This is a genomic window from Nonomuraea sp. NPDC049419 (assembly GCF_040676995.1).
Classification (GTDB): Bacteria; Actinomycetota; Actinomycetes; order Streptosporangiales; family Streptosporangiaceae; genus Nonomuraea; species Nonomuraea salmonea.
The window spans coordinates 85,997-105,246 of sequence record NZ_JBFAQB010000011.1; the positions used below are offsets into that span (position 1 = coordinate 85,997).

Sequence of the window (19,250 nt, forward strand, 5' to 3'; positions counted from 1 at the left end):
AAGGGTAGAGTAATCGCCGCTGATCCGGTTCCCGGGCACGTCCATGCCGGCCGGGTTGGCCTGCCGCATGCCCCCAGACACCCCGACAAGGACGTACGCATGACCGAGGAAGAGATCTTCCAGCAGCTGCGCACCATCTGCGCCCGGATCCTGTCGGTGGATCCCGCGCGCATCACCGCCGACACCGACCTGCGCCAGGAGCTCGACGCCGACAGCCTCGACATGGCCGAGCTGGCCGCCGCCAGCGAAGACCGCTTCCGCGTCTCCGTCGACCTCGACACCGCCAAGCAGGCGCGCACCCTGGCCGACATGGCCGGGCTGGTCCACGCCGGGGCGCGGGTCGGCTGATGGGCGCGCGGGTCCGCGTCGCGGTCACCGGGCTCGGCGTGCGTACGGCGGCGGGCAACGACCTGGCCGGGTTCTGGCGGACGCTGGTCGAGGGGCGGTCCACGGCACGCACGATCACCTCGTTCGATGCCGGTGAGCTGCCCGTCGGGTTCGCCTGCCAGGTGCCCGCCTTCGACCCTGCCCCCTACGTCACGGGCAAGGAGGCCCGGCGCATGGACCGCGCGACGCTGCTCGCCGTGTGCGCCGCCGCCGACGCGCTGGCCGACGCGGGCGGGCCGCACGTGCCGCCCGAGCGGCGCGCGGTCGTCACCGGCACCGCGCTCGGCGGCACCGAGACCTCCGAGGCCGCGCTGCTCGGCGGCGGCCAGCCCGGCGCGCTCTACGTGCCGCGGACGATGCCCAACGCCTCCGCCGCGTTCGTCAGCATGCGCCACGACATCCTCGGGCCCAGCCTGACCGTCTCCACCGCGTGCGCCTCCGGCGGCCACACCGTCGGCGAGGGGCTGCGGCTGCTGCGTGACGGCTCCGCCGACCTCGTCGTGGCCGGGGGCACCGAGGCGTGCGTGTCGCCGACCATCCTGCTCGCCTTCCACCGCTGCGGCGCGCTGTCCCAGCGCGGCCACGAGCCCGAGCACGCCTCCCGCCCGTTCGACGCCTCCCGTGACGGGTTCGTGCTCGCCGAGGGCGCCGCGTTCGTCGTGCTGGAGCGTCTCGACGACGCCGTACGACGCGGCGCCCGCGTCTACGCCGAGCTGGCCGGTTACGGCCGCACCTCCGACGCCCACCACCTCACCTCGCCCGACCCCAAGGGCGACGGCGCCGAACGCTGCCTGCGCCAGGCCCTGGCCGACGCCCGGCTCACCCCCGGCGACGTCGCCCACGTCAACGCCCACGGCAGCGGCACCGTGCTCAACGACGTGACCGAGGCGCGGGTGATCGCCCGCGTGTTCGGGCCGGGGCAGGTGCCGGTCACCTCCACCAAGAGCATCGTCGGTCACGCCATCGGCGCCGCCGGGGCCATCGAGGCCGTGGTCTCCGTGCTGACCCTGCACGAACGCCTCATCCACCCGACGATCAACCTCGACGTGCTGGATCCCGAGTGCGAGGTCGACGTCGTCCGGTCGCCGCGTCCGCTCGGGGCGGGGGCCGTGGTGTCCACGTCGTTCGCGTTCGGCGGCCACAACGCCGGCCTCGTCTTCACCCCGTCCTGACCGGGGTGCGGCGGGCGTTCTCGGTGCGGCTCATCACCCCGTGCACGACCAGCGCCACCGCGAGGCCCGCGACCAGGTCCGACACGTAGTGGTACGAGTTGTGCACCACCGCCACCGTCAGCCCCACGGCCGCGAGCCACAGCAGCGCCCTCGCCAGTCCGCGGAGGTGGCGGCGCAGGGTGAGCACCGTGATCCAGGCGCCGGCCACGTGGGGTGAGGGGAAGCAGGCGCCGGGCGGGTCGAGGGCGGCCATGATGGCGTTCTGCAGCGGGGTGATCAGGTAGCCGGAGGGGCGGTGGGCGGCGTACAGCTCCGGCGGCCCCGGCGCCGGTCCTTCGAGCGGGAGCCCCATGAAACCGACGTAGCAGATGATCAGCGTGGCGAGCAGCGCGAACAGGTAGCCCTCCGCGAGCTCTGTACGGCCTCGAAAGTAGAGCACCGGCGCGATCAGAAAACACCCATAAAAGGAGAAATAGCACAACGTCACCAGCTCGGTGGTCGGCGGCATGGCCCACCCGACGACGACGGCGTTGAGGTCAACCCCGAACAGCCCCCGCTCCCAGGCGCGTACGGCATCGTCGAGGAATCGGCCATGCACGGCGAGCGCCGCCTCAGCGGCGACGGAGTAGACGACCGGCATCACGAGCAACGGCGCCATGAACCGCAGGCCCGCCACCCGCCGATCACCCGGCCGCCACTGCTCGCCCCGCGCCGCCAGCACCAGGAACGCACCACCAAGCAAGCACCCGCCAAGCAGCCCTGGCGCACCGGGCAGCCGCTCGTGGGCCAGGACGACAACGGTCGCCATCAACGCGAAGTAGCCCAGCAACAGCCCTTCGACCGGCCGAATCTCCACAATCCTCCTCCGAACGAGCACCACATGGGCAGCGCATCCCCAAGCCCGCCACCGACCCCCGCCCTTCGTCGCCCGGCACCGGGCTGCACTCCCTGGCGGAGTGCCGACGCCCTGCCACGCGTGGGGCGTCGGACCGAGGCCGCCCGGTGCGGCGGCTGCTGCGGCGACTGCCGGGTGGTGGGTCACGGTGTGGGCGGGTTCGTCCGCTGGGCGGCGCGTCACCCGGTGGGGACGGCTTGCGTGGGCTTCTCGGCTGGGTGCGGCGCCGGCGGCGTGTGGTGGTGTTCGTGGGCGGGCCACCAGATGCGGGGGCCCAGGTGGTGGGCCAGGGCTGGGACCAGGAACGAGCGGACCAGCACGGTGTCGATGACCACCCCTACCGCCACCAGCAGGCCGAGCTGGACCACCGGCACCAGGGGCAGCACGGTGAGGACGAAGAAGGCGGCTGCCAGCACCACGCCGGCCGCCGTGATCACGCCGCCGGTCGCGCGCAGGGCGTGCAGGGTCGCCCCGCGGGTGCCGAGGTGCGCGGTCTCCTCGCGTACGCGGGCCATCAGGAAGATGTTGTAGTCGACGCCGAACGCCACCAGGAACACGAACGCGTACAGGGCGAACGACACGTCCATCACCGGATAGTCCAGCACCTGCGTGAACAGCGCCGAGCACAGCCCCAGCGTGGCCGCGAACGACAGCACCACCGTGCCCATCAGCAGCAGCGGCGCCACCAGCGAGCGCAGCAGGACGATCAGGATCAGGCCGACGACCACAAGGATCAGCGGCACCACGAGGCGGGCGTCGGCGAGGGCGGCGTTCTTGGCGTCGAGCAGCTCGCCGGTGAAGCCGCCGACGAGGGCCGCGTCGCCGGCCGCCGCGCGTACGGTCGCTCGGAGGCTCTCCACCAGGCGCTCGGCGTGCGGCGTGTTGGGCTCGGCGGCCAGCACCACGTCGTACACGCGCCAGGGGGCGACCGGCCCGCGCCGCACCGAGACGACCCCCTCGGCCCCGCGTACGGCTCGCGCCACGGCGGCGGTCGAGCCTTGTCTGGCCAGCACCACGACGGGTGCGCTGGCCGGATAGTGGCGCCGTAGCGCGTCGTAACCCTCCACCGACGCGGCGCGGGTGGTGAACATGGCAGACGGCGGGATGCCGGACGCGTCCAGCGTGGTCAGCCCCAAGCACATCAGGGCGAGCAGCGCCAGCGACCCCGCCCACGCCACCGGCGCCCGCCGCCCCACGAACCCCGCCACCCGCCCCCACGCCCGATCAGGCCGCCCGCCCGGACCAGGCACCGGGCCGTGCTGCGACAGTCCGGCCCGAGGGTTGGCGGGCAGGTCGTGTCGTGACCGGTCGGCCCCCTGGATGGGAGGCGCGTCGTCCCGCGACAGGCTTGTCCACTGGGTGGAGGTGACGTCGTGATGGGGTGGGCCGTTCGGTGGGGTGAGGGCGGGCTGGTGGTGGGGGATGGCGGGCCAGAACGCGCGGCGGCCGCCAAGGAGCATGAGGGCGGGCAGGAGAGTCACCATGACGGCCATCGTGATGAGGACGCCGACGGCGCCTGCGGCGCCGATCGAGCGGAGGGCGTTGGTGTCGGCGGCGGCCAGGCAGCCGACGCCGCCTGCCACCGTCAGGGCCGAGGCGATGACCGTGCGGATGCCGCTGGAGAGGGCCTGTTTGAGGGCTGCTGTCGTGTCGGGGGTTACGCGGAGGCGTTCGCGGAAGCGGGCCACCAGCAGCAGCGCGTAATCCGTGGCGACGCCGAAGACCAGTACGGTGAAGACCTCCGGCGTGGCGGCGCGCAAGGTGATCCAGCCTGAGCGGGCGAGGGCGTAGATCGCGGCGGCTGAGCACAGGTAGGCCGCCGCCACGGCGAGCATCGGGATCAGCCAGAGCACTGGGCTGCGGTAGACGGCCAGCAGGACCAGGAGCACCACGGCCACGCTCAATGCCAGCAGCGTGCCGTCGACGCGCAGGAACGAGTCGGCGTAGTCGGCGGCGACCCCGCCCGCGCCGGTCACGTGGCTGATCAGGCCCGGTGGGTTGGCGGCGGCCGCGATGTCGCGCACCTGCTCGACGAGCGGGGCGATCACCACGCCGGGCCGGCCGGACAGCAGCACCGTCACCTGGAGGGCGCGCCGGTCGGCGCTGGGCAGCGGCATCGAGGAGGTGCCGGCCACGTCGGGCAGGCGGGCGAACCTCCGCAGGTCACGGCGTACGGCCGCGAGGTCGTCCGGCCGCAGCGGGCCCGTGCGTTCGTAGATCACGAGGGTGGGCACCGACCGCCCGGACTCCTCGGCCACCAGGTCGAGCACCCGCGCCGACTCGACGCCCCTGGCGAGCAGGGAGGTGCCGCTGGTGACGCGGACGTCCTCGAGCGGGCCGCTCGTGAGCACGGCCACCACCGTGAGAACGACCCACCCGAGAACCACGCCTGCGGCGATTGTCCGCGCGCGTATTGTGCGAAAAAGAACCGGCAATTCCCGCCCACCCCCGGCCTTACAAAGGTGCCGGCCGACACGTAGACCCTAGGTTCCCGATCCCGCTGAAACAAATTGACGCAGCGGTCTTTTATTTACGTCGGGTGGTATCAAAAGCCGACATTGAGATATTCGGGCGTGGTGGCTATTTGTGGAAATTGCGGCGTGTGCGGCTTTTGTTCTTGGCCGGGTTCGCCTCTCCGCGAACGGTCCCGGCGCGTCAGGGGCGGACGCGGAGGTCGGCGAAGAGGGCCCGGTGGTCAGAGCCGGGAACGTCGAAGATCTGGGTGGAGACCGCCCCGGCGCGCGCGTCCGTCAGCACGTGGTCGATGGTGACCAAGGGCGGCAGCGAGCGTCCGTGCGGCCAGGTGGGGACGAGACCGTTGCCGGTGGAGGCGGCGGCGTCGGTGTAGCCGGTGCCGAGGAGGTCGCGGAAGACGGCGTGGTCGAGGGTCGCGTTGAAGTCGCCGGCCAGGATCCTGGGCGGCCCCGACGTGGGGGCGGGCGGCAGGGAGGCGACGCCCGCGTGCCATTCTGGCACCGTGCGGGGCACGGGAGCCACCGGATGCACGACGACCACCTCGACCGGCGAGCCGCCGGGCAGAGACACCTCCGCGACCGGCATGTGATGCCCGACCGGCCGGAACAGCCCCTTCCGCGCGCGCAGGGGATGCCGGGAGTAGATGCCGCTGCCTTCGGGGCCGCGTACGTCGGGCACGCTGATGTCGTGCGGCAGCAGGTCGTCGAGCCCGGCCGCGGTCAGCCGGACCTTGGCCGACCAGGTGAGCTCCTGGATGCTGAGGACGTCCACGTCGAGGCGGCGTACGAGATCGACGACGACCGCCGCGTCGCCGCGCCCGCCGTTGAGGTTGGCGGTGAGCACCCGCAGCGTACGGCCCCCGGCCGGCGCCGCACCGTCACCGAACGCGCGCGGCACCACGCACCAGGCCAGGCAGACGCACGCCACCAGCATGATCGCCGCCGCGGCCCGGCTCCTGAGCAGGACCGCGACGCCCAGCACGACCAGCGCCAGCGCCGCGAAGTAAGGGGTGAAGGCGGCCATCGGCACCAGGAAGACGCCCGTCTCCAGCCCGCCGAGCCGCACCGCCGTGCCGGCCGCGAACAGCACCGCCAGGGCGACCGTCAGCCGCCTGCGCCACACCCGCCTGGGCCGCACCTCGGGCGCCGCCGTCTCCACGTCCTCTTGCACCAGCACGAGCGCTCAGGCTAGAGGACCATCCTTAACGTCAGATGAGGATCAACCCGCCGTACGGGCCGCGCGCCGCCGGCGTCCGGCGTCGCGGTCGGCGCAGCGCGGTGAGCAGCGGCGGTGCCGGCCGCCGGCGTCAACGGTCGGTGCGGTGCGGCGCGCGGCAACGGTGCCGGTCGTCGGTGTGGTCGGTCGTCAGACGAGGCCCACCATGAAGCCCTCGTCCTTGATGCCCCAATAGGCGGCCGGTCGGTACTGGCGCATGGCCTGCTCGATGACCGGGATGTACTTGGGGTTCGAGCCGAGCGGCAGCCGGTAGCCGTTCTTGACGGTGTGGAACTCCCACAGGTGCTCCATCTCCGGGTGCCGCTGCCGGAAGCCGGGGTCGGCGGGGAACAGGTCGAGCCTGACCATCGTCTTGCGGAAGACGTAGTCGGCGAGCTTGACGCGGCGCTGCTGCGTACGCGAGATGCCCACGCCGGCCAGCTCCTGCCACGCCGCCGCCCACGGTTGCCCCTGCGGGTCGTCCCAGCGCACGCCGTGGGCGTCGAAGACCAGCCGGCGCGGGCGCGACAGCTTCTTCCAGGTGAGGACCGGGAGCAGGCCGATGAGCAGGAAGATCGTCCCCACGATGCCGACGGCCACGGCGGTGCCCGAGCCGCCCGTGGTCTGCCCGGTCAGCGCCGAGACCACGGCGAGGAGCCCGATCCCGCCCGCGACCGACGCGCCGATCACCGACTTGGTCTTGGTGTCGCGGGCCACGTCGATGATCACGGGAGGCGGCGGGGCGGGTGGTCCTGGCGGGGGATGGGGCGGGTGGTGGGGGCCGTACGTCATGACATGTCACGTTAACGCGGGTGAGCAGGGGATATGTCACGCTTCAGGGTTTTGCGAAGCGTGCCGGACCGCCGTACGACATCACCAGGACGGGGGAGGTGAAGAGGCGGATCCTCCGCGGGAGTCGCCCTGCTCCCGGGCAACGACGTGCAGGTCACGGTGGACGCGCACGGCGAGTACACCGAGCGCAGCCCCGTCCCCCACGCGCGCGTGGGGCGCGTTCTGCATCTACCACGCGGTCGAGGAGCCCGGGAAACCCCGCATGGTGACCTGGGCGAACTCCAGGTCGACTGCCTGACCACCGGCGGCCCCGTTGCGACCGTCGCCCGGGATCTCAAGGACAAGCGGTGACGTGTTGTGTGACAGAACGTCTGCGGAGCCGAAAGTCGTTGGTCGGTAGTATCTCGGTATGAGTGACGAACCCGAGCCGGACCACAACCTCGGCTGGACGCTCGGCGTGCTGCTGCGCGCCTACCAGGGCACGGTCGTCACGGTGATCGGCGACCTGCCCCATGGGCCGCGCGGTTACCAGACGCTCGCCGCCGTGGTGGGCGGCCGGCATCCGACCCAGCTCTCCCTGGCCTCCTTCCTCGGCATCGACCGTACGGTGCTGACGTACCTCGTGGACGATCTGGTCGAGGCGGGGCTGGTGGAGCGCAGGCTCAATCCGTCCGACCGGCGCCAGCGCCGCATCGTGGCCACCGGCAAAGGCGTGAGCGTCTACGAGGACCTCGAACGCCGGGTGGGCGACGCCGAGGACCACCTCCTCGGCGCGCTGTCGGCGGACGAGCGCGAGGCGTTCAGGAGCATGTTGCGGCGGGTGGCGTGTGACGTGAGCGACATCGAGCCGGCCAAGGATCCGTGCGAGGTGGCCGAGGAGATGCTGGCCGACTGACGCGGGAATGTGCCCGACTGATCCGTGGTTGTGCAACTCGTCTGGCGCGTAGATAGTCTTCGCGACAACATATCTTGAGGAGGGCACGATGCCTGACTACGGCCACGAGCTCACGTTCGGCACCTTCATCACCCCCGCGAACTCCGCACCGAAGGAGGTCGTCGGCCTGGCACAGGAGTCCGAGGCCGCGGGGCTCGACCTGGTCACCTTCCAGGACCACCCCTACCAGTCGGGCTTCCTCGACACCTGGACGCTGCTGTCCTACGTCGCCGCCAAGACCGAACGCGTCCATCTGTCCGGCAACGTCATCAACCTGCCGCTGCGCCCGCCCGCCGTGCTCGCGCGGGCGGCGGCCAGCCTCGACCTGCTCAGCGATGGACGGTTCGAGCTGGGGCTGGGAGCCGGTGGGTTCTGGGACGCGATCGAGGCCATGGGCGGGCGCCGGCTCAGCCCCGGCCAGGCCGTGGACGCGCTCGGCGAGGCGATCGACGTCATCCGCGGGCTGTGGGACGCAGGCAACCGGTCGCTGTTCCGGGTGGACGGGACGTACTACCAGGTCGACGGCGCCAAGCGGGGGCCTGCTCCGGCGCACGACATCGGCATCTGGCTGGGGGCGTACAAGCCGAAGATGCTCCGCCTCACCGGCGCCAAGGCCGACGGGTGGCTGCCCTCGCTGCCGTACATCAAGAGCCTGGACGAGGTCACCCGCTCCAACGCGATCATCGACGCCGCTGCTGAGGCCGCCGGGCGGGAGCCCGCGGCGGTGCGGCGGCTGCTCAACATCGGCGGCCGGTTCGGCCCCACCCGCAGTGACCGCCTCCTCGCCGGGCCGCCCGAGCAGTGGGCCGAGCAGCTGGCCGCGCTCACCCTCGAGTACGGCTTCTCCGGCTACATCGTGATGGCCGACGACGCCGGCACGATCAGGACGTTCGGCGAAGAGGTCGCGCCCGCCACCCGCGCGCTCGTGGCGCAGGAGCGCGCCCGATGACCACCCGGTACGCCCATCCCCTCCGCCTCGGCCTCCTCCTCACCGGCACCGCCCCCGACACGGCGGCCGACCTGGCCCGGCTGGCCGAAGAGCTGGGCTACGACCTGATCACCTTCCAGAACGAGCCTGCGACCTCCGGCGATGGCGACGAGGCGGCGGGTCTGGACGCGTGGACGTTGATGAGCTGGGTGGCAGGTCGGACGGAGCACATCACGCTGGCTGCCATCGCGGCGCCCGCCGCCGTGCCCACCGTGACCGCGCGGGCCGCGGCGAGCCTCGACCTGCTCACGGGCGGGCGCGTCGAGCTGGGTCTGGCCGCCGGGGCCGACACCGCTGAGGCGGCCGACATCGTCCGTGGCATGTGGTCGGCCGCCGAGCGCTCGCCCTTCCGTCACGACGGCGAGCATCACCAGGTGCCGGGCGCGGAACGCGGCCCCGCCCCCGCCCACGACATCCCGCTCTGGATCGCCGGCGACCCCGGCCTCGAAGTGCTCCGCCTCGCCGCCCACAAGGCCGACGCCTGGCTTTTCACCGCGTCCGGCCAGGACGCCGACGCGGCGCCCTCGGCAGGAGGTGCGGGTGGCCTGCCGGTCACCGCGGCCACTGCGGCGAACGCCGTCATCGACCAGGCGGCCGAGGCGGCGGGGCGCGATCCACGCGAGATCCGCCGGATGGTCCAGGTCACCGGCGAGGCGACGGCGGCCGCACTGCTGCCCCTCATCGAGGACGCCGGGATCGGCACCATCCTGCTGGCCACCGACGACCCCGACGCGATCAGACGGTTCGCCGAGGAGGCCGCCCCGGCCCTGCGAGCGGCGGCGCAGGAGACGGCGACGCAGGTCAAGAGCCTGTTCGTGCGCCGGCAGCGTCACCCCGGCATCGACTACGACGCCGTCCCCGCGAGCCTGGCCGCCTCGGCCGTGGAGCCGGGCGACCCCGGCTACGCCCGCGTGCGCTCGACGTACCTCAGAGGCGGATCCCCCGGCCTGGTCCTGCGCCCAGGCACGGCGGACGAGGTGAGCGAGGCCGTGCGGTACGCCCGTACGCAGCCGGTGAAGCTGTCGATCCGCAGCGGCGGCCACGGCATCAGCGGCCGCTCGACCAACCACGGCGGCATCGTCATCGACCTGTCCCGCCTGCACGCCATCGACGTCCTCGACAAGGACACCCGGCGGGTCCGCATCGAGCCGGGCGCGCGCTGGAGCGACGTGGCCGCCGCGCTCGCCCCGCACGGCTGGGCGCTCAGCTCGGGCGACTACGGCGGCGTCGGGGTGGGCGGGCTGGCGACGTCCGGCGGTATCGGGTGGTTCGTCCGCGAGCACGGCCTGACCATCGACCACCTCAAAGCCGTGGAGATGGTGCTGGCCGACGGCACGCGCGTGCGGGCCGGCGAGGACGAGAACGCCGAGCTGTTCTGGGGCGTGCGCGGCGCGGGCGCGAACTTCGGCATCGTCACGGCGTTCGAGTTCGAGGTGGACGAGGTGGGCGACGTCGGGTTCGCGCAGTTCGTCGTGGACGCCACCGACGCGGCGGGCCTGCTGGAACGCTGGGGCGCCGCCATGGAGGCCGCGCCGCGCGACGTGACCAGCTCCCTCATCATCGGCCGCGCCCGGCCGGGACAGCCGCTCATGGGCCAGATCATGGCCGTCGTCGACTCGGACGACGCCGAGACGATCGCCGCCAGGCTGCAGCCCATCGCCGCCGCGGCCCCGCTGCTCGACTACTCGATCCAGGTGCTGCCGTACGACGCGGTCATGCACGTGCCGCCCGCCGCGCACGAGGGTCAGGGCGAGCCGGTGACCAGGTCGGGCCTGGCCGACCACCTCACGCCTGAGCTGGCCGCGGCGGCGCAGCGGCTGGTGGCGAGCGGCCAGACGTACTTCTTCCAGGTCAGGGGCATCGGCGGCGCCTCGCGCGACGTGCCGTGGGACGCCACCGCGTACGCGGGCCGCTCGGCCAACTTCCAGCTCGTCGCGTTCGGCCACAGCCGCCGCGGCCTGGACACCGCCTGGGACGCCATGCTCGGCCACTTCTCCGGCCTCTACATCAACTTCGAGACCGACCAGCGCCCCGAACGCCTGCTCCAGGCATACCCGGAGCCCACCCTGCGGCGGCTGCGGGAGCTGAAGCGCCGCTACGACCCGGGCAACCTCTTCCGCGACAACTTCGCCGTCGAGCCATGAGCGGGGCTCACGCGAGGTCCCACAGCAGCCGGTAGTAGGCGACGCGTACGGGGTCGGGCTCGATCCCGTATCCCTCGTACAGGCCGGCGTCGTGGCCAGGGCCGAAGTCGTGGTCGAGGCTCCACGCGGCCACGGCGAGGTCGGCCCACCGGTCGGCCACGCCGAGCGAGCCGAGATCGACGTGCGCGGCGAACGTGCCGTCGTCGTGCAGCAGCGTGTTCGGCACGCACGCGTCGCCGTGGCAGACGACCAGCCGGTCGATTGGCGGCGGCCGCTCGATGATCGCGCGGGCCTCGTCGAGGCCGAGGTGGCGGTGCTCGGGCGACCAGTCGTCCGGCCCCTCCCCGTCGGCGAACCGCTCCCGGGCGCGCCGCAGCCGCCGTTCGACACTCCAGTCGTACGGGCACGCGCTCGCGGGCAGGGTGTCGTGCAGCAGCCGCAGCCCGCGCCCGATCGCCCGCGCCACCACCTCGGGCTCGGCCCGCCACCGCTCGGCCACGGCCGAGACACCGGGCACGGCGGCCGTCACCAGCCACTCCTCGCCAGGGCTCGTGCCGTGCTCCAGCACCGGCGGCACGGCGACCCAGCGGGACGCCCACGTCAGCCGCTCGGCCTCGGCCGTCAGGTCGATCTCCGGCGTGCCCGCGGCGACCCACTTGGCGTAGCGCACGCGGGCGCCGTCGAGCCGGTACGTCAGCCCGCCCAGCTCGTTGCGCCACACCAGCGTGACGGTGTCGTCGCCGGCCAGCGCGGCGATCACGGCGGGGGCCTCGGTGCTCACAAGCACGTGATCATGGCAGCGGCGAGCCGGTCGACGCCACCGGTTTTCGCGATTCGTGCACACCGTGCATACATGCGCGTCGTGTAAGTTTTGCGCTGAAGGACGTGCCGAACGCTGACGGGCCAGCCCGAGCCCGGGAACAGGATGCGCCGATGAGCAACGACAGCCTGACCGAGGAGACCCCCGCCGCCAACCCCACGGCGATGCGCAGGATCCTGCCCGCCGGGATGGTGGAGCGCGGCGGGTGCCCGTTCGACCCGCCGCCGGGGCTGGTCGAGCGGCGCGGCAAGGGCGCCGTCCAGCCGCTGCCGCTGCTCAACGGGGCCGAGGCGTGGCTGGTCACCGGCTTCGACGAGGCCCGTACGGTGCTCGCAGACCCGCGCTTCAGCGCCGACAGGATGCGGCACCGCGAGGCCACGTCCCTGCAGCCGCACGAGGTGGAGGCGCTCAAGACCGGCACCCTGCCGCAGGGCCCGGCCATCGAGACCCGAGAGGACGGCTTCTTCGTCTTCATGGACCCGCCCGAGCACACCAGGATCCGGCGGCTGCTGACCGGCCAGTTCACCGTGCGGCGCATGAAGGCCCTGGAGTCGCGCGTCACGGAGATCGCCGTCGAGCACATCGAGGCCATGAAGGCGGCCGGCGACCAGGCCGACCTGGTGCCGGCGTTCGCGCTGCCGCTGCCCTCGCTGGTCATCTGCGAGCTGCTCGGCGTCGACTACGCCGACCGCGCCGAGTTCCAGGAACGCACGGCCATCTCGCTCGACTCCACCACCCCGCCGGAGGAGCGGGCCAGGGCCGGGGCCGAGCTGTACGCGTTCATGCAGGGACTGGTCGCGGCCAAGCGCGCCGAGCCGGGCGACGACCTGCTCTCGGGGCTTATCCACGAGGCCGAGCCGCCGCTGACCGACGGCCAGCTCGTGGACATCGCGCTCGTCCTGCTCGGCGCCGGTCACGAGACGACCGCGAACATGCTGGGGCTCGGCACGTTCGCGCTGCTGGAGAACCCCGGCCAGCTCGACGCGCTGCGCGCGGACCCGTCACTCATCGACAACGCGGTCGAGGAGCTGCTGCGCTACCTCAGCATCATCCAGCTCGGCGTCAGCCGCGTCACCACCGAGCCGGTGACCCTCGGCGGCGTGGACGTCCCCGCCGGCGCCACCGTCGTCGTCGCCACGCCCGAGGTCAACCGCGACCCGCAGCACTGGCCCGACCCCGACCGCCTCGATGTACGCCGCCCGCGCACCTCGCACCTGGCCTTCGGGCACGGCGTCCACCAGTGCCTGGGACAGCAGCTCGCCCGGGTCGAGATGCAGATCGGGCTGCGCGAGCTGATCACCCGCCTGCCGGGCCTGCGCCTGGCGGTGCCCGCCGACCAGGTGCCGCTGCGCAACGAGATGCTCATCTTCGGCGTCCACTCCTTGCCGATCACCTGGTCCTGACCCACGCGCCGCCGGTTCGGCCAGACCGATTGCGGTGAGTTGACCGACACGGGCGGTTTCGGCTGGGACAGTCGCGGCGTGGAGAGTGTGCGACTTGTGGCGCGGTTGCGGCGGGGTGGGGTGTTGTGGCCCGGTTCCCGGGCGGCCGGGGTCGATGTGGGGCGGTTGGCGGTGCCCGGTCTTGTGGTGTTCGCGCCGCTGGCGTGGTTCGCGGGGCTGGCCGCTCTGCCCATGGTCGGGTCGGTGGCCGTGGTCAACGGTGAGCTGGTGCTGGCCGAGGATCCCGGGCCGTGGCAGCCGGGCTGGGCAGCGGGGGTCGCGGTCGTGGTGGCGGCGGCGTACGCCGTGGTGTCGGGCGCCACGACGCTCCTGGCCGCGGCGCGGCAGACCGGGCGCCAGGCCGAGCCGGCTGCGGCGCTCGGGATGGCGGTGCGGCGGTGGCCGGCGCTGCTCGCGATCACCGCGATCACCGTGCTCGGCGCGGCGGCGGTGGTGGGTGCGGGAGCGGGGGTGCAGGTGGCCGTCCGGTGGGAGTTCCTCTCCTGGCTCACGGCGGGCGGGCTGGCACTGGCCGCCTCGCCGGTCCTGCTGGCCGGGCCGGTGCTGGTGCTCGAACGGCGGGGGCCCGTCCAGGCGGTCGGGCGGGCGTACCGGCTGGCCGTCGAAGGCACGTGGCCGGACGCGATCGCGCTGCTCACCGGGGTGGTGCTCGTGCCCGCCCTCGCCGTACGGGCCGCGCTGTGGGCTCTGGACACCGTCCCCGCCCCGCTGGCGATCACCTTCGCCGCCGCCCTGGCCGTGACCGTGGTGCCGTTCCAGGCGAGCGTCCTCACCCGCGCCTACCTGCAACGGCTGGCGTGGCGGCACACCGCGCTCCAGGACTCCGCCGTCTTCCCGGAGACCGTCGCACTCAAGGACATCCCCTCGTGCCAGAACGGCCGGCCGCCGACGGACGCGGAGCCGGCGGGGACCTGGGTGTGGCGGCTGGTGGCCGCCGTCCTCCTGCCCGCCGTCCTGTACGCGATGACCGCCACCGCGAACCTGCTCGACCGCCCCGAGGTCTACCAGCGACCGGTCACGGGCGTCTCCGACCCGGCCGCCGCGCACCTGACCGGCGACGGCCGGCTGCTGCTGCTCCTGGACGACCTGGACAGCCCGCCGGTCCTGCTGGCCTGCACGGATCCCGCCTGCACGGACACCGCCACCGTCTACGCCGGCCCGGCGGGCGAGGACCTGTGGCGGGACGTGGCCGCGGCTCCCATGCCCGGCGGTCGCCTGCTGCTGGCCTCCTGGGCCACCACCGATGGCGGCACCGGGCGGCTCGACCTGCTGCTGTGCGACGCGAAGAGCTGCACCAGGCCGCCTGGCCCGCCGGGGCGGGTGTCGGCGGGGCCGCACGAGTTCGCGCTGGCGGTGGCCGCTCGGCCCGGCGGTGGCGGGCTGGTGCTGGCGCACGCGGGCGAATCCGGTGCCGGGAAGCCGGGGGAGCAGACGGTGGCGTTCACCTCCTGTGCGGATCTGGCCTGCTCCACGCCGGTCACGCGGCAGGCGGCGGTGCTGAAGGTGCCGGCGTACCTGGACAAGGAGGACGGTTTCGCGCTCGCCGTCGCCCCCGACGGACGGCCGGTCGCCGCCCAGCTCGACGCGACGACCGGCGCCGTGCACGTCGTCTCCTGCCAGGACGCCGCCTGCGAGCGGGCCACCGTGAGCACGCCCGTGAGCGGCTCGGCGGCGCTGGCGCGGGGGTTCGCCCTGGGGACGCCCCGGTCCGGGCTCGCGCTGGCGATGCGGCGGGACGGGCGGCCGGTGATCGCGTACCAGGCGGGCGCGGACGGCGCCGTCACACTGCTCGACTGCCGCACGGCCGACTGCGCGGACGGGCGGACGACGCGGCTGTCCGAGGCCGTCCATGGCCCGCCCGTGCTGGTGCTCGACCGGGCGGGCCGGGCCCTGGTCGCCTACCAGGACGTGGCCCGCGACAGAATCGCCCTCACCTCGTGCACCGCCACCCGCTGCGGCACGATCGCCGTCGCCAGGCTGAACGGCGCGGGCGGCCGCCTGGCGATGACCCTGGACACCGCCGGACGGCCGATCCTCGCCTGGACCGCCCGCCAGGGCCAGGAGGCCCGCCGCGTCATGATCGGCACCCTGCTCGACGCGTAGGCGTCGATGCCGCCGAGGGCCGCAGGAGTCAGACGCGCAGCAGCGGCGGCCAGGTCAGCGGCCCGACCTCGCCGTCGGCCTCGAGGCCCTCGGCCTGCTGGAACCCGCGGACCAGCCCCACCAGCTGGTCGTCGCAGAGCGTCGACTTCAGCCAGCCCTCCAGCCCGTCCGCGACCTGCGCGTACGCGGCCGGCGGGACGTGCCCGCGGGCGAACAGGCACCCCCTGACGGTCTTGACGTCGAAGTTGTCGTCGCCGAGCCGGACCAGTGGCAGTTGCTTCACGATGTCCTCCGTCCAGGACCCTCCGGGGCCGGGGCCTCCAGGGACGGGCTCGCCGCCGACGAGGGCCGCGACGGCCGCCCTGAAGTCGTCCATGTCGATCGAATGGGGGTCGGGCTTGGAGGTGTTGACCTCCCGGTGCGCCCTGACCCGCGAGGCGGGCAGCCCGAACTCGCGGCACAGCTCCGCGCACAACTTCCGGTACGCGTCCAGCTGTGCGGCCGGCCACGGCTGGGAGCCGTCGTTCTCGGCCTCGATGCCGATGGAGCTGGAGTTGTCGTGGAAGGCCGACGTGGAGGGCGCGTTGTGCCAGCACCGGCCGGCGGCGATCACGTAGATGTGACCGGACCGGCCGAGCCCGAAGTGGGACAGCGGCCCCTCGAGGTCGGGCCGCCCGTCACGGACGACCGCGAGCGAGGGATAGTCGCCGCCGCCCGCGGGCCCCGCGGTGTGGTGGCAGACGATGCCCCGCACTTCGGGCTGGGGGCCGTGGCCGCGGCCACGCCAGCCGGACACCTCGGTCACCGGGTGCCCGGTGCGCCGGGCGACGTCGGCGAGCTGGGTCAGGAAAGGCATCGAGGACCTCCGTGGTGCGTCTCGATGATGCTCACAACCTTCGGTGTGGAGGACAAGGTGACTGACCGCGTCATCGCGGTGCACGGCCGCCGCGGGGGATGGGCGGCCGGTGGCCTCGCCGGTGCGGCGGGCGCTTACAGATCACTAGCACGCGGTACCCGAGCGCGACCGGAAAATGCGCAGAAATCACAGCGGCGGAGGTCAGGGCCGTACGGCGCCGATCAGGCGGTTGCGCCAGTAGCCGTCGAGGGTGACGATCTTGACGACGTCGCCGGTCTGCGGGGCGTGGATCATCTTGCCGTCGCCGACGTACATGCCCATGTGCCCGAGACCCCTGCTGAACAGCAGGTCGCCGGGCTGCGCCGCCGTCACGGGGACTCGCCGCGCGGCGCCCCAGCTCCACTGCGTGTACGTGGTGCGCGGCAGCGTCACGCCTGCCGCCCGCCAGGCCGCCTGCACGAGCCCGGAGCAGTCCCACGAGCCGGGCCCGGTGCCGCCGTACCGGTAGGGCTTGCCGATCTGCGCGAACGCGAACTCCAGCGCCCGCCGCGCGTTCCCCGACGCCGGCCCGGTGTACGTCTTGCCGGTGCTCTGCGGATCGCCGGTCTTGAACGCCCCCAGCCGCCGCAGCAGCGCGGTCTGCTGGTCCACCAGCTTGTCGACCTGGGCCTGTTCGCGGCGTACCTCGTCGCGGGCCTCGTCGGCCTCGGCCAGCACGGCCTTGGCCCGGTCGCGCTTCTGACGCAGCCGCGCGGTGGCGGACTCGAAGGCGCGCAGCCGGGCGGCACGGTCGCGGGCGAGCTGCTCCAGCGCCGCCATGCCGCCGAGCACGGCCTCGGGGTCGCCGCTGCCGACGAAGCGCTGCCAGCTCAGCGGCGAGCCGAGCTGGTAGTCACGCGCGGCCAGGTCGGCCAGCTCCGCGCGCAGCTCCTCGGCGCGCGCGTCGTCCGCCGCCGCCTCCGCGTCGAGCGCGCGGTAACGGTCGCGGGCCGTCTTGTACGCCTCGGTCGCCCGGTTGTAGCGCTCGACGAGCTGGTCGGCCTTCTCGTTGAGCTTGACCAGCCTGGCCCTGGCCTGGGCCGGTGACGGGTCGGCCATGGCGGGGCCGGGTAAGGCCAGGGCCATCGTGCAGACCACCGCTGACACCGCCGCCGCCCGTACCCTCACGTGTGCGCCTCCTCCGTCGTCACGACGAGGTACGCAGGCGCGGCGCCGTCCGGTTCAGCGGCGAACCGGAATACGGTACAGGGGTATGGTGTTGCGGAGAGGCGAGGGGAGGGCGTGACATGGCCGGATACAGCGCCAACAAGCAGGACCACGCCATGCGGCTGCGCCGCGTCGAGGGGCAGATCCGCGGGCTGCAGCGCATGGTGGAGGACGACCAATACTGCATCGACATCCTCACCCAGGTGTCGGCGGCGACCAGCGCGCTGAAGGCGTTCTCGCTGTCGCTGCTGGAGGAGCACCTGGCCCACTGTGTCGCCGAGGCCGCGCAGAAGGGCGGCCCGGAGGCCGACGCCAAGGTCAAGGAGGCCTCGGACGCGATCGCCAGGCTCGTCCGCTCCTGACGCTCAGCCGGGGGCGGGCCCCGTGCTGCCGCGTACGAGCAGCCGGGGCTGGTAGCGCACGTCGAATCCGCCCGGCTCGCCGTTCATCAGCGCCCACAGCCGCTCCCACGCGTGCCGGCCCAGCTCGCTCTGCGGGATCTGCACCGTGGTCAGCGGCGGCGTGGTGTAGCGGGCGAACGGGATGTCGTCGAACCCGGTGACCGACACCTGCCCGGGAACGTCCACGTCCAGCTCGCGCAGCCCGGTCAGCACTCCTGAGGCCACCATGTCGTTGAACCCCACCACCGCGCTCGCCCCGCTGGCCACCACGGCCGGCGCCGCGGCGTGGCCGTCGTCGAACATCGACCCGCACTCCAGCACGGTCAGCTCGACGCCGGGGGCGGCGCGCAGCGCGGCCAGCCGCTCGGCGTTGCCGGCGCTGCCCGGCGGCCCGGCCAGATAGGCCAGGTGGCGGTGGCCGAGCCCGGTCAGGTGGGCGACGACCGCGCCGATGCCGGCCGCGTTGTCGATGGACAGCGAGGGCGCGCCCAGCCCGGGGACCTCCCGGTAGACCAGCACGAACGGCGCCAGCCGCGCGCTCAGCTCGCACAACCGCTCGGCGGGGACGCGCGGTGAGGCCAGCACGATCCCGTCGGAGTTGCGCCGCGCCTCCAGCGCCAGCACCACCTCCTCCTCCGGGTCCTCCTCCGTGCCCACGACCAGGAGCTGGCGGCCCGCCTTGCCCGCGGCCTGGCTGAGGCCGCGCAGCACGCTCTGGAACAGCGGGTTGGCCAGGTCGGGGACGACGAGCGCGACCGTGCCCGTGCGGCCGAGCGCGAGCCGGCGGGCGGCCGGGCTCGGCTCGTAGTCGAGCGCCTCGGCGGCGGCCCGCACCCGCGCGGCCAGCTCGGGATTGACGGTCGTGGAGCCGTTCATGACACGCGAGACCGTGGCCCGTGAGACTCCGGCCGCCTCGGCCACCCGCCCGATCGTGGCCACTCCGGCAGGCCGCGGCCCCCGCCGACCACCAGCACGCCCACCGGCACGTCCACCGGCACGTCCACCGGCACGTCCACCGGCACGTCCACCGGCACGCCCAGAAACCTGTGGCGGGGCGGAGGGCTCGGCCGCCTCCCGCTCCTGCTCACCCTCTCCGGTGCTCGCCCTCATCACTCTCCCCGCATGCTCGGGCTCCATCTTCGCACGCTCGCCGGACCCTGCCGTCCAGCTCAGATACCGGTTTCTCACCTCGCATTACAACCGTTTGCCAAACCCGCCGCAAGCCCTGCATCGTCGCTATTTACGCTGCTCAACGCTTCGCTAACGGAGCGTTGACACTCGATGTCGGCAGTGCTAGAAATCGGTTACCCACAAGCCGGACGGCGGCTTGTGCCCAGCTTGTCCCGGTCGCGAGCGCTTCGGCGCGACGGCGAAGGGAGCTAGATGAGCAAACGTTTGG

16 protein-coding genes are annotated in these 19,250 nt (G+C 73.3%); 8 read left to right on the forward strand and 8 right to left on the reverse strand.

Going from position 1 to position 19,250, the window contains the following annotated elements:
- The first annotated feature begins 99 nt into the window (after positions 1-99).
- On the forward strand, positions 100-348 hold the full coding sequence (locus tag AB0K12_RS28865) for an acyl carrier protein (RefSeq protein ID WP_364567787.1): 249 nt from the start codon (positions 100-102) through the stop codon (positions 346-348).
- Positions 348-1,559 carry a beta-ketoacyl-[acyl-carrier-protein] synthase family protein gene (locus AB0K12_RS28870; protein ID WP_364567790.1) on the forward strand — a complete coding sequence of 404 codons (1,212 nt, stop codon included), beginning with the start codon at positions 348-350 and terminating at the stop codon, positions 1,557-1,559. The genes AB0K12_RS28865 and AB0K12_RS28870 overlap by 1 nt, the downstream gene beginning before the upstream one ends.
- On the opposite strand, the gene AB0K12_RS28875 is transcribed toward AB0K12_RS28870, so the two are convergent.
- From AB0K12_RS28875 to AB0K12_RS28890, 4 genes are all read right to left on the reverse strand, one after another.
- Positions 1,546-2,415: a phosphatase PAP2 family protein gene (locus tag AB0K12_RS28875; protein WP_364567792.1), complete on the reverse strand. Its 870-nt coding sequence runs from the start codon at positions 2,413-2,415 to the stop codon at positions 1,546-1,548. The genes AB0K12_RS28870 and AB0K12_RS28875 overlap by 14 nt on opposite strands.
- 218 nt (positions 2,416-2,633) lie before the next feature.
- Positions 2,634-4,841: an MMPL family transporter gene (locus AB0K12_RS28880; RefSeq protein WP_364567794.1), complete on the reverse strand. Its 2,208-nt coding sequence runs from the start codon at positions 4,839-4,841 to the stop codon at positions 2,634-2,636.
- Between the two features lie 268 nt (positions 4,842-5,109).
- Complete coding sequence (locus AB0K12_RS28885) at positions 5,110-6,105, reverse strand: endonuclease/exonuclease/phosphatase family protein (protein ID WP_364567797.1); 996 nt, start codon at positions 6,103-6,105, stop codon at positions 5,110-5,112.
- A 189-nt stretch (positions 6,106-6,294) separates the two neighbouring features.
- The gene (locus AB0K12_RS28890; protein WP_364567799.1) at positions 6,295-6,936 is read right to left on the reverse strand and encodes a hypothetical protein; all 642 of its coding nucleotides are present in this window, start codon (positions 6,934-6,936) and stop codon (positions 6,295-6,297) included.
- 409 nt (positions 6,937-7,345) lie between these two features.
- Here AB0K12_RS28890 and AB0K12_RS28895 point away from each other — a divergent pair, with 409 nt between their 5' ends.
- The 3 genes from AB0K12_RS28895 to AB0K12_RS28905 all read left to right on the forward strand — a co-directional run bounded on the left by AB0K12_RS28895 (position 7,346) and on the right by AB0K12_RS28905 (position 11,002).
- Positions 7,346-7,831: a MarR family transcriptional regulator gene (locus AB0K12_RS28895; protein ID WP_364567802.1), complete on the forward strand. Its 486-nt coding sequence runs from the start codon at positions 7,346-7,348 to the stop codon at positions 7,829-7,831.
- A gap of 88 nt (positions 7,832-7,919) precedes the next feature.
- Positions 7,920-8,819, forward strand: a complete 900-nt coding sequence (locus tag AB0K12_RS28900) for an LLM class flavin-dependent oxidoreductase (protein ID WP_364567805.1) — start codon at positions 7,920-7,922, stop codon at positions 8,817-8,819.
- On the forward strand, positions 8,816-11,002 hold the full coding sequence (locus tag AB0K12_RS28905; RefSeq protein WP_364567808.1) for an LLM class flavin-dependent oxidoreductase: 2,187 nt from the start codon (positions 8,816-8,818) through the stop codon (positions 11,000-11,002). The genes AB0K12_RS28900 and AB0K12_RS28905 overlap by 4 nt, the downstream gene beginning before the upstream one ends.
- Positions 11,003-11,009: 7 nt before the next feature.
- Here AB0K12_RS28905 and AB0K12_RS28910 read toward each other — a convergent pair whose 3' ends face one another.
- Positions 11,010-11,789 (reverse strand): aminoglycoside 3'-phosphotransferase, encoded by a 780-nt coding sequence (locus tag AB0K12_RS28910; protein WP_364567810.1) that lies wholly within the window; start codon positions 11,787-11,789, stop codon positions 11,010-11,012.
- Positions 11,790-11,935: 146 nt separating this feature from the next.
- On the opposite strand from AB0K12_RS28910, the gene AB0K12_RS28915 reads away from it, so the two are divergent.
- Complete coding sequence (locus tag AB0K12_RS28915) at positions 11,936-13,225, forward strand: cytochrome P450 (RefSeq protein WP_364567812.1); 1,290 nt, start codon at positions 11,936-11,938, stop codon at positions 13,223-13,225.
- Between the two features lie 78 nt (positions 13,226-13,303).
- Positions 13,304-15,388 carry a hypothetical protein gene (locus tag AB0K12_RS28920; protein WP_364567814.1) on the forward strand — a complete coding sequence of 695 codons (2,085 nt, stop codon included), beginning with the start codon at positions 13,304-13,306 and terminating at the stop codon, positions 15,386-15,388.
- A gap of 28 nt (positions 15,389-15,416) precedes the next feature.
- On the opposite strand, the gene AB0K12_RS28925 is transcribed toward AB0K12_RS28920, so the two are convergent.
- Together AB0K12_RS28925 and AB0K12_RS28930 are read right to left on the reverse strand one after the other, a co-directional pair.
- On the reverse strand, positions 15,417-16,244 hold the full coding sequence (locus AB0K12_RS28925) for an N-acetylmuramoyl-L-alanine amidase (RefSeq protein ID WP_364567816.1): 828 nt from the start codon (positions 16,242-16,244) through the stop codon (positions 15,417-15,419).
- Between the two features lie 201 nt (positions 16,245-16,445).
- Complete coding sequence (locus AB0K12_RS28930; RefSeq protein ID WP_364567819.1) at positions 16,446-17,411, reverse strand: C40 family peptidase; 966 nt, start codon at positions 17,409-17,411, stop codon at positions 16,446-16,448.
- Positions 17,412-17,530: 119 nt separating this feature from the next.
- Here AB0K12_RS28930 and AB0K12_RS28935 point away from each other — a divergent pair, with 119 nt between their 5' ends.
- The gene (locus AB0K12_RS28935; protein WP_345407621.1) at positions 17,531-17,812 is read left to right on the forward strand and encodes a metal-sensitive transcriptional regulator; all 282 of its coding nucleotides are present in this window, start codon (positions 17,531-17,533) and stop codon (positions 17,810-17,812) included.
- 3 nt (positions 17,813-17,815) lie between these two features.
- Here AB0K12_RS28935 and AB0K12_RS28940 read toward each other — a convergent pair whose 3' ends face one another.
- Positions 17,816-18,988 (reverse strand): LacI family DNA-binding transcriptional regulator, encoded by a 1,173-nt coding sequence (locus AB0K12_RS28940; protein ID WP_364567823.1) that lies wholly within the window; start codon positions 18,986-18,988, stop codon positions 17,816-17,818.
- Between the last annotated feature and the right edge of the window lie 262 nt (positions 18,989-19,250).

Bases quoted from the DNA above. Each gene is read 5' to 3' on its own strand.
- AB0K12_RS28925 (WP_364567816.1), bottom strand. From the start codon at position 16,244: ATGCCTTTCCTGACCCAGCTCGCCGACGTCGCCCGGCGCACCGGGCAC.
- AB0K12_RS28870 (WP_364567790.1), top strand. From the start codon at position 348: ATGGGCGCGCGGGTCCGCGTCGCGGTCACCGGGCTCGGCGTGCGTACG.
- AB0K12_RS28915 (WP_364567812.1), top strand. From the start codon at position 11,936: ATGAGCAACGACAGCCTGACCGAGGAGACCCCCGCCGCCAACCCCACG.
- AB0K12_RS28895 (WP_364567802.1), top strand. From the start codon at position 7,346: ATGAGTGACGAACCCGAGCCGGACCACAACCTCGGCTGGACGCTCGGC.
- AB0K12_RS28935 (WP_345407621.1), top strand. From the start codon at position 17,531: ATGGCCGGATACAGCGCCAACAAGCAGGACCACGCCATGCGGCTGCGC.
- AB0K12_RS28905 (WP_364567808.1), top strand. From the start codon at position 8,816: ATGACCACCCGGTACGCCCATCCCCTCCGCCTCGGCCTCCTCCTCACC.
- AB0K12_RS28865 (WP_364567787.1), top strand. From the start codon at position 100: ATGACCGAGGAAGAGATCTTCCAGCAGCTGCGCACCATCTGCGCCCGG.
- AB0K12_RS28900 (WP_364567805.1), top strand. From the start codon at position 7,920: ATGCCTGACTACGGCCACGAGCTCACGTTCGGCACCTTCATCACCCCC.
- AB0K12_RS28940 (WP_364567823.1), bottom strand. From the start codon at position 18,988: ATGGAGCCCGAGCATGCGGGGAGAGTGATGAGGGCGAGCACCGGAGAG.
- AB0K12_RS28890 (WP_364567799.1), bottom strand. From the start codon at position 6,936: ATGACGTACGGCCCCCACCACCCGCCCCATCCCCCGCCAGGACCACCC.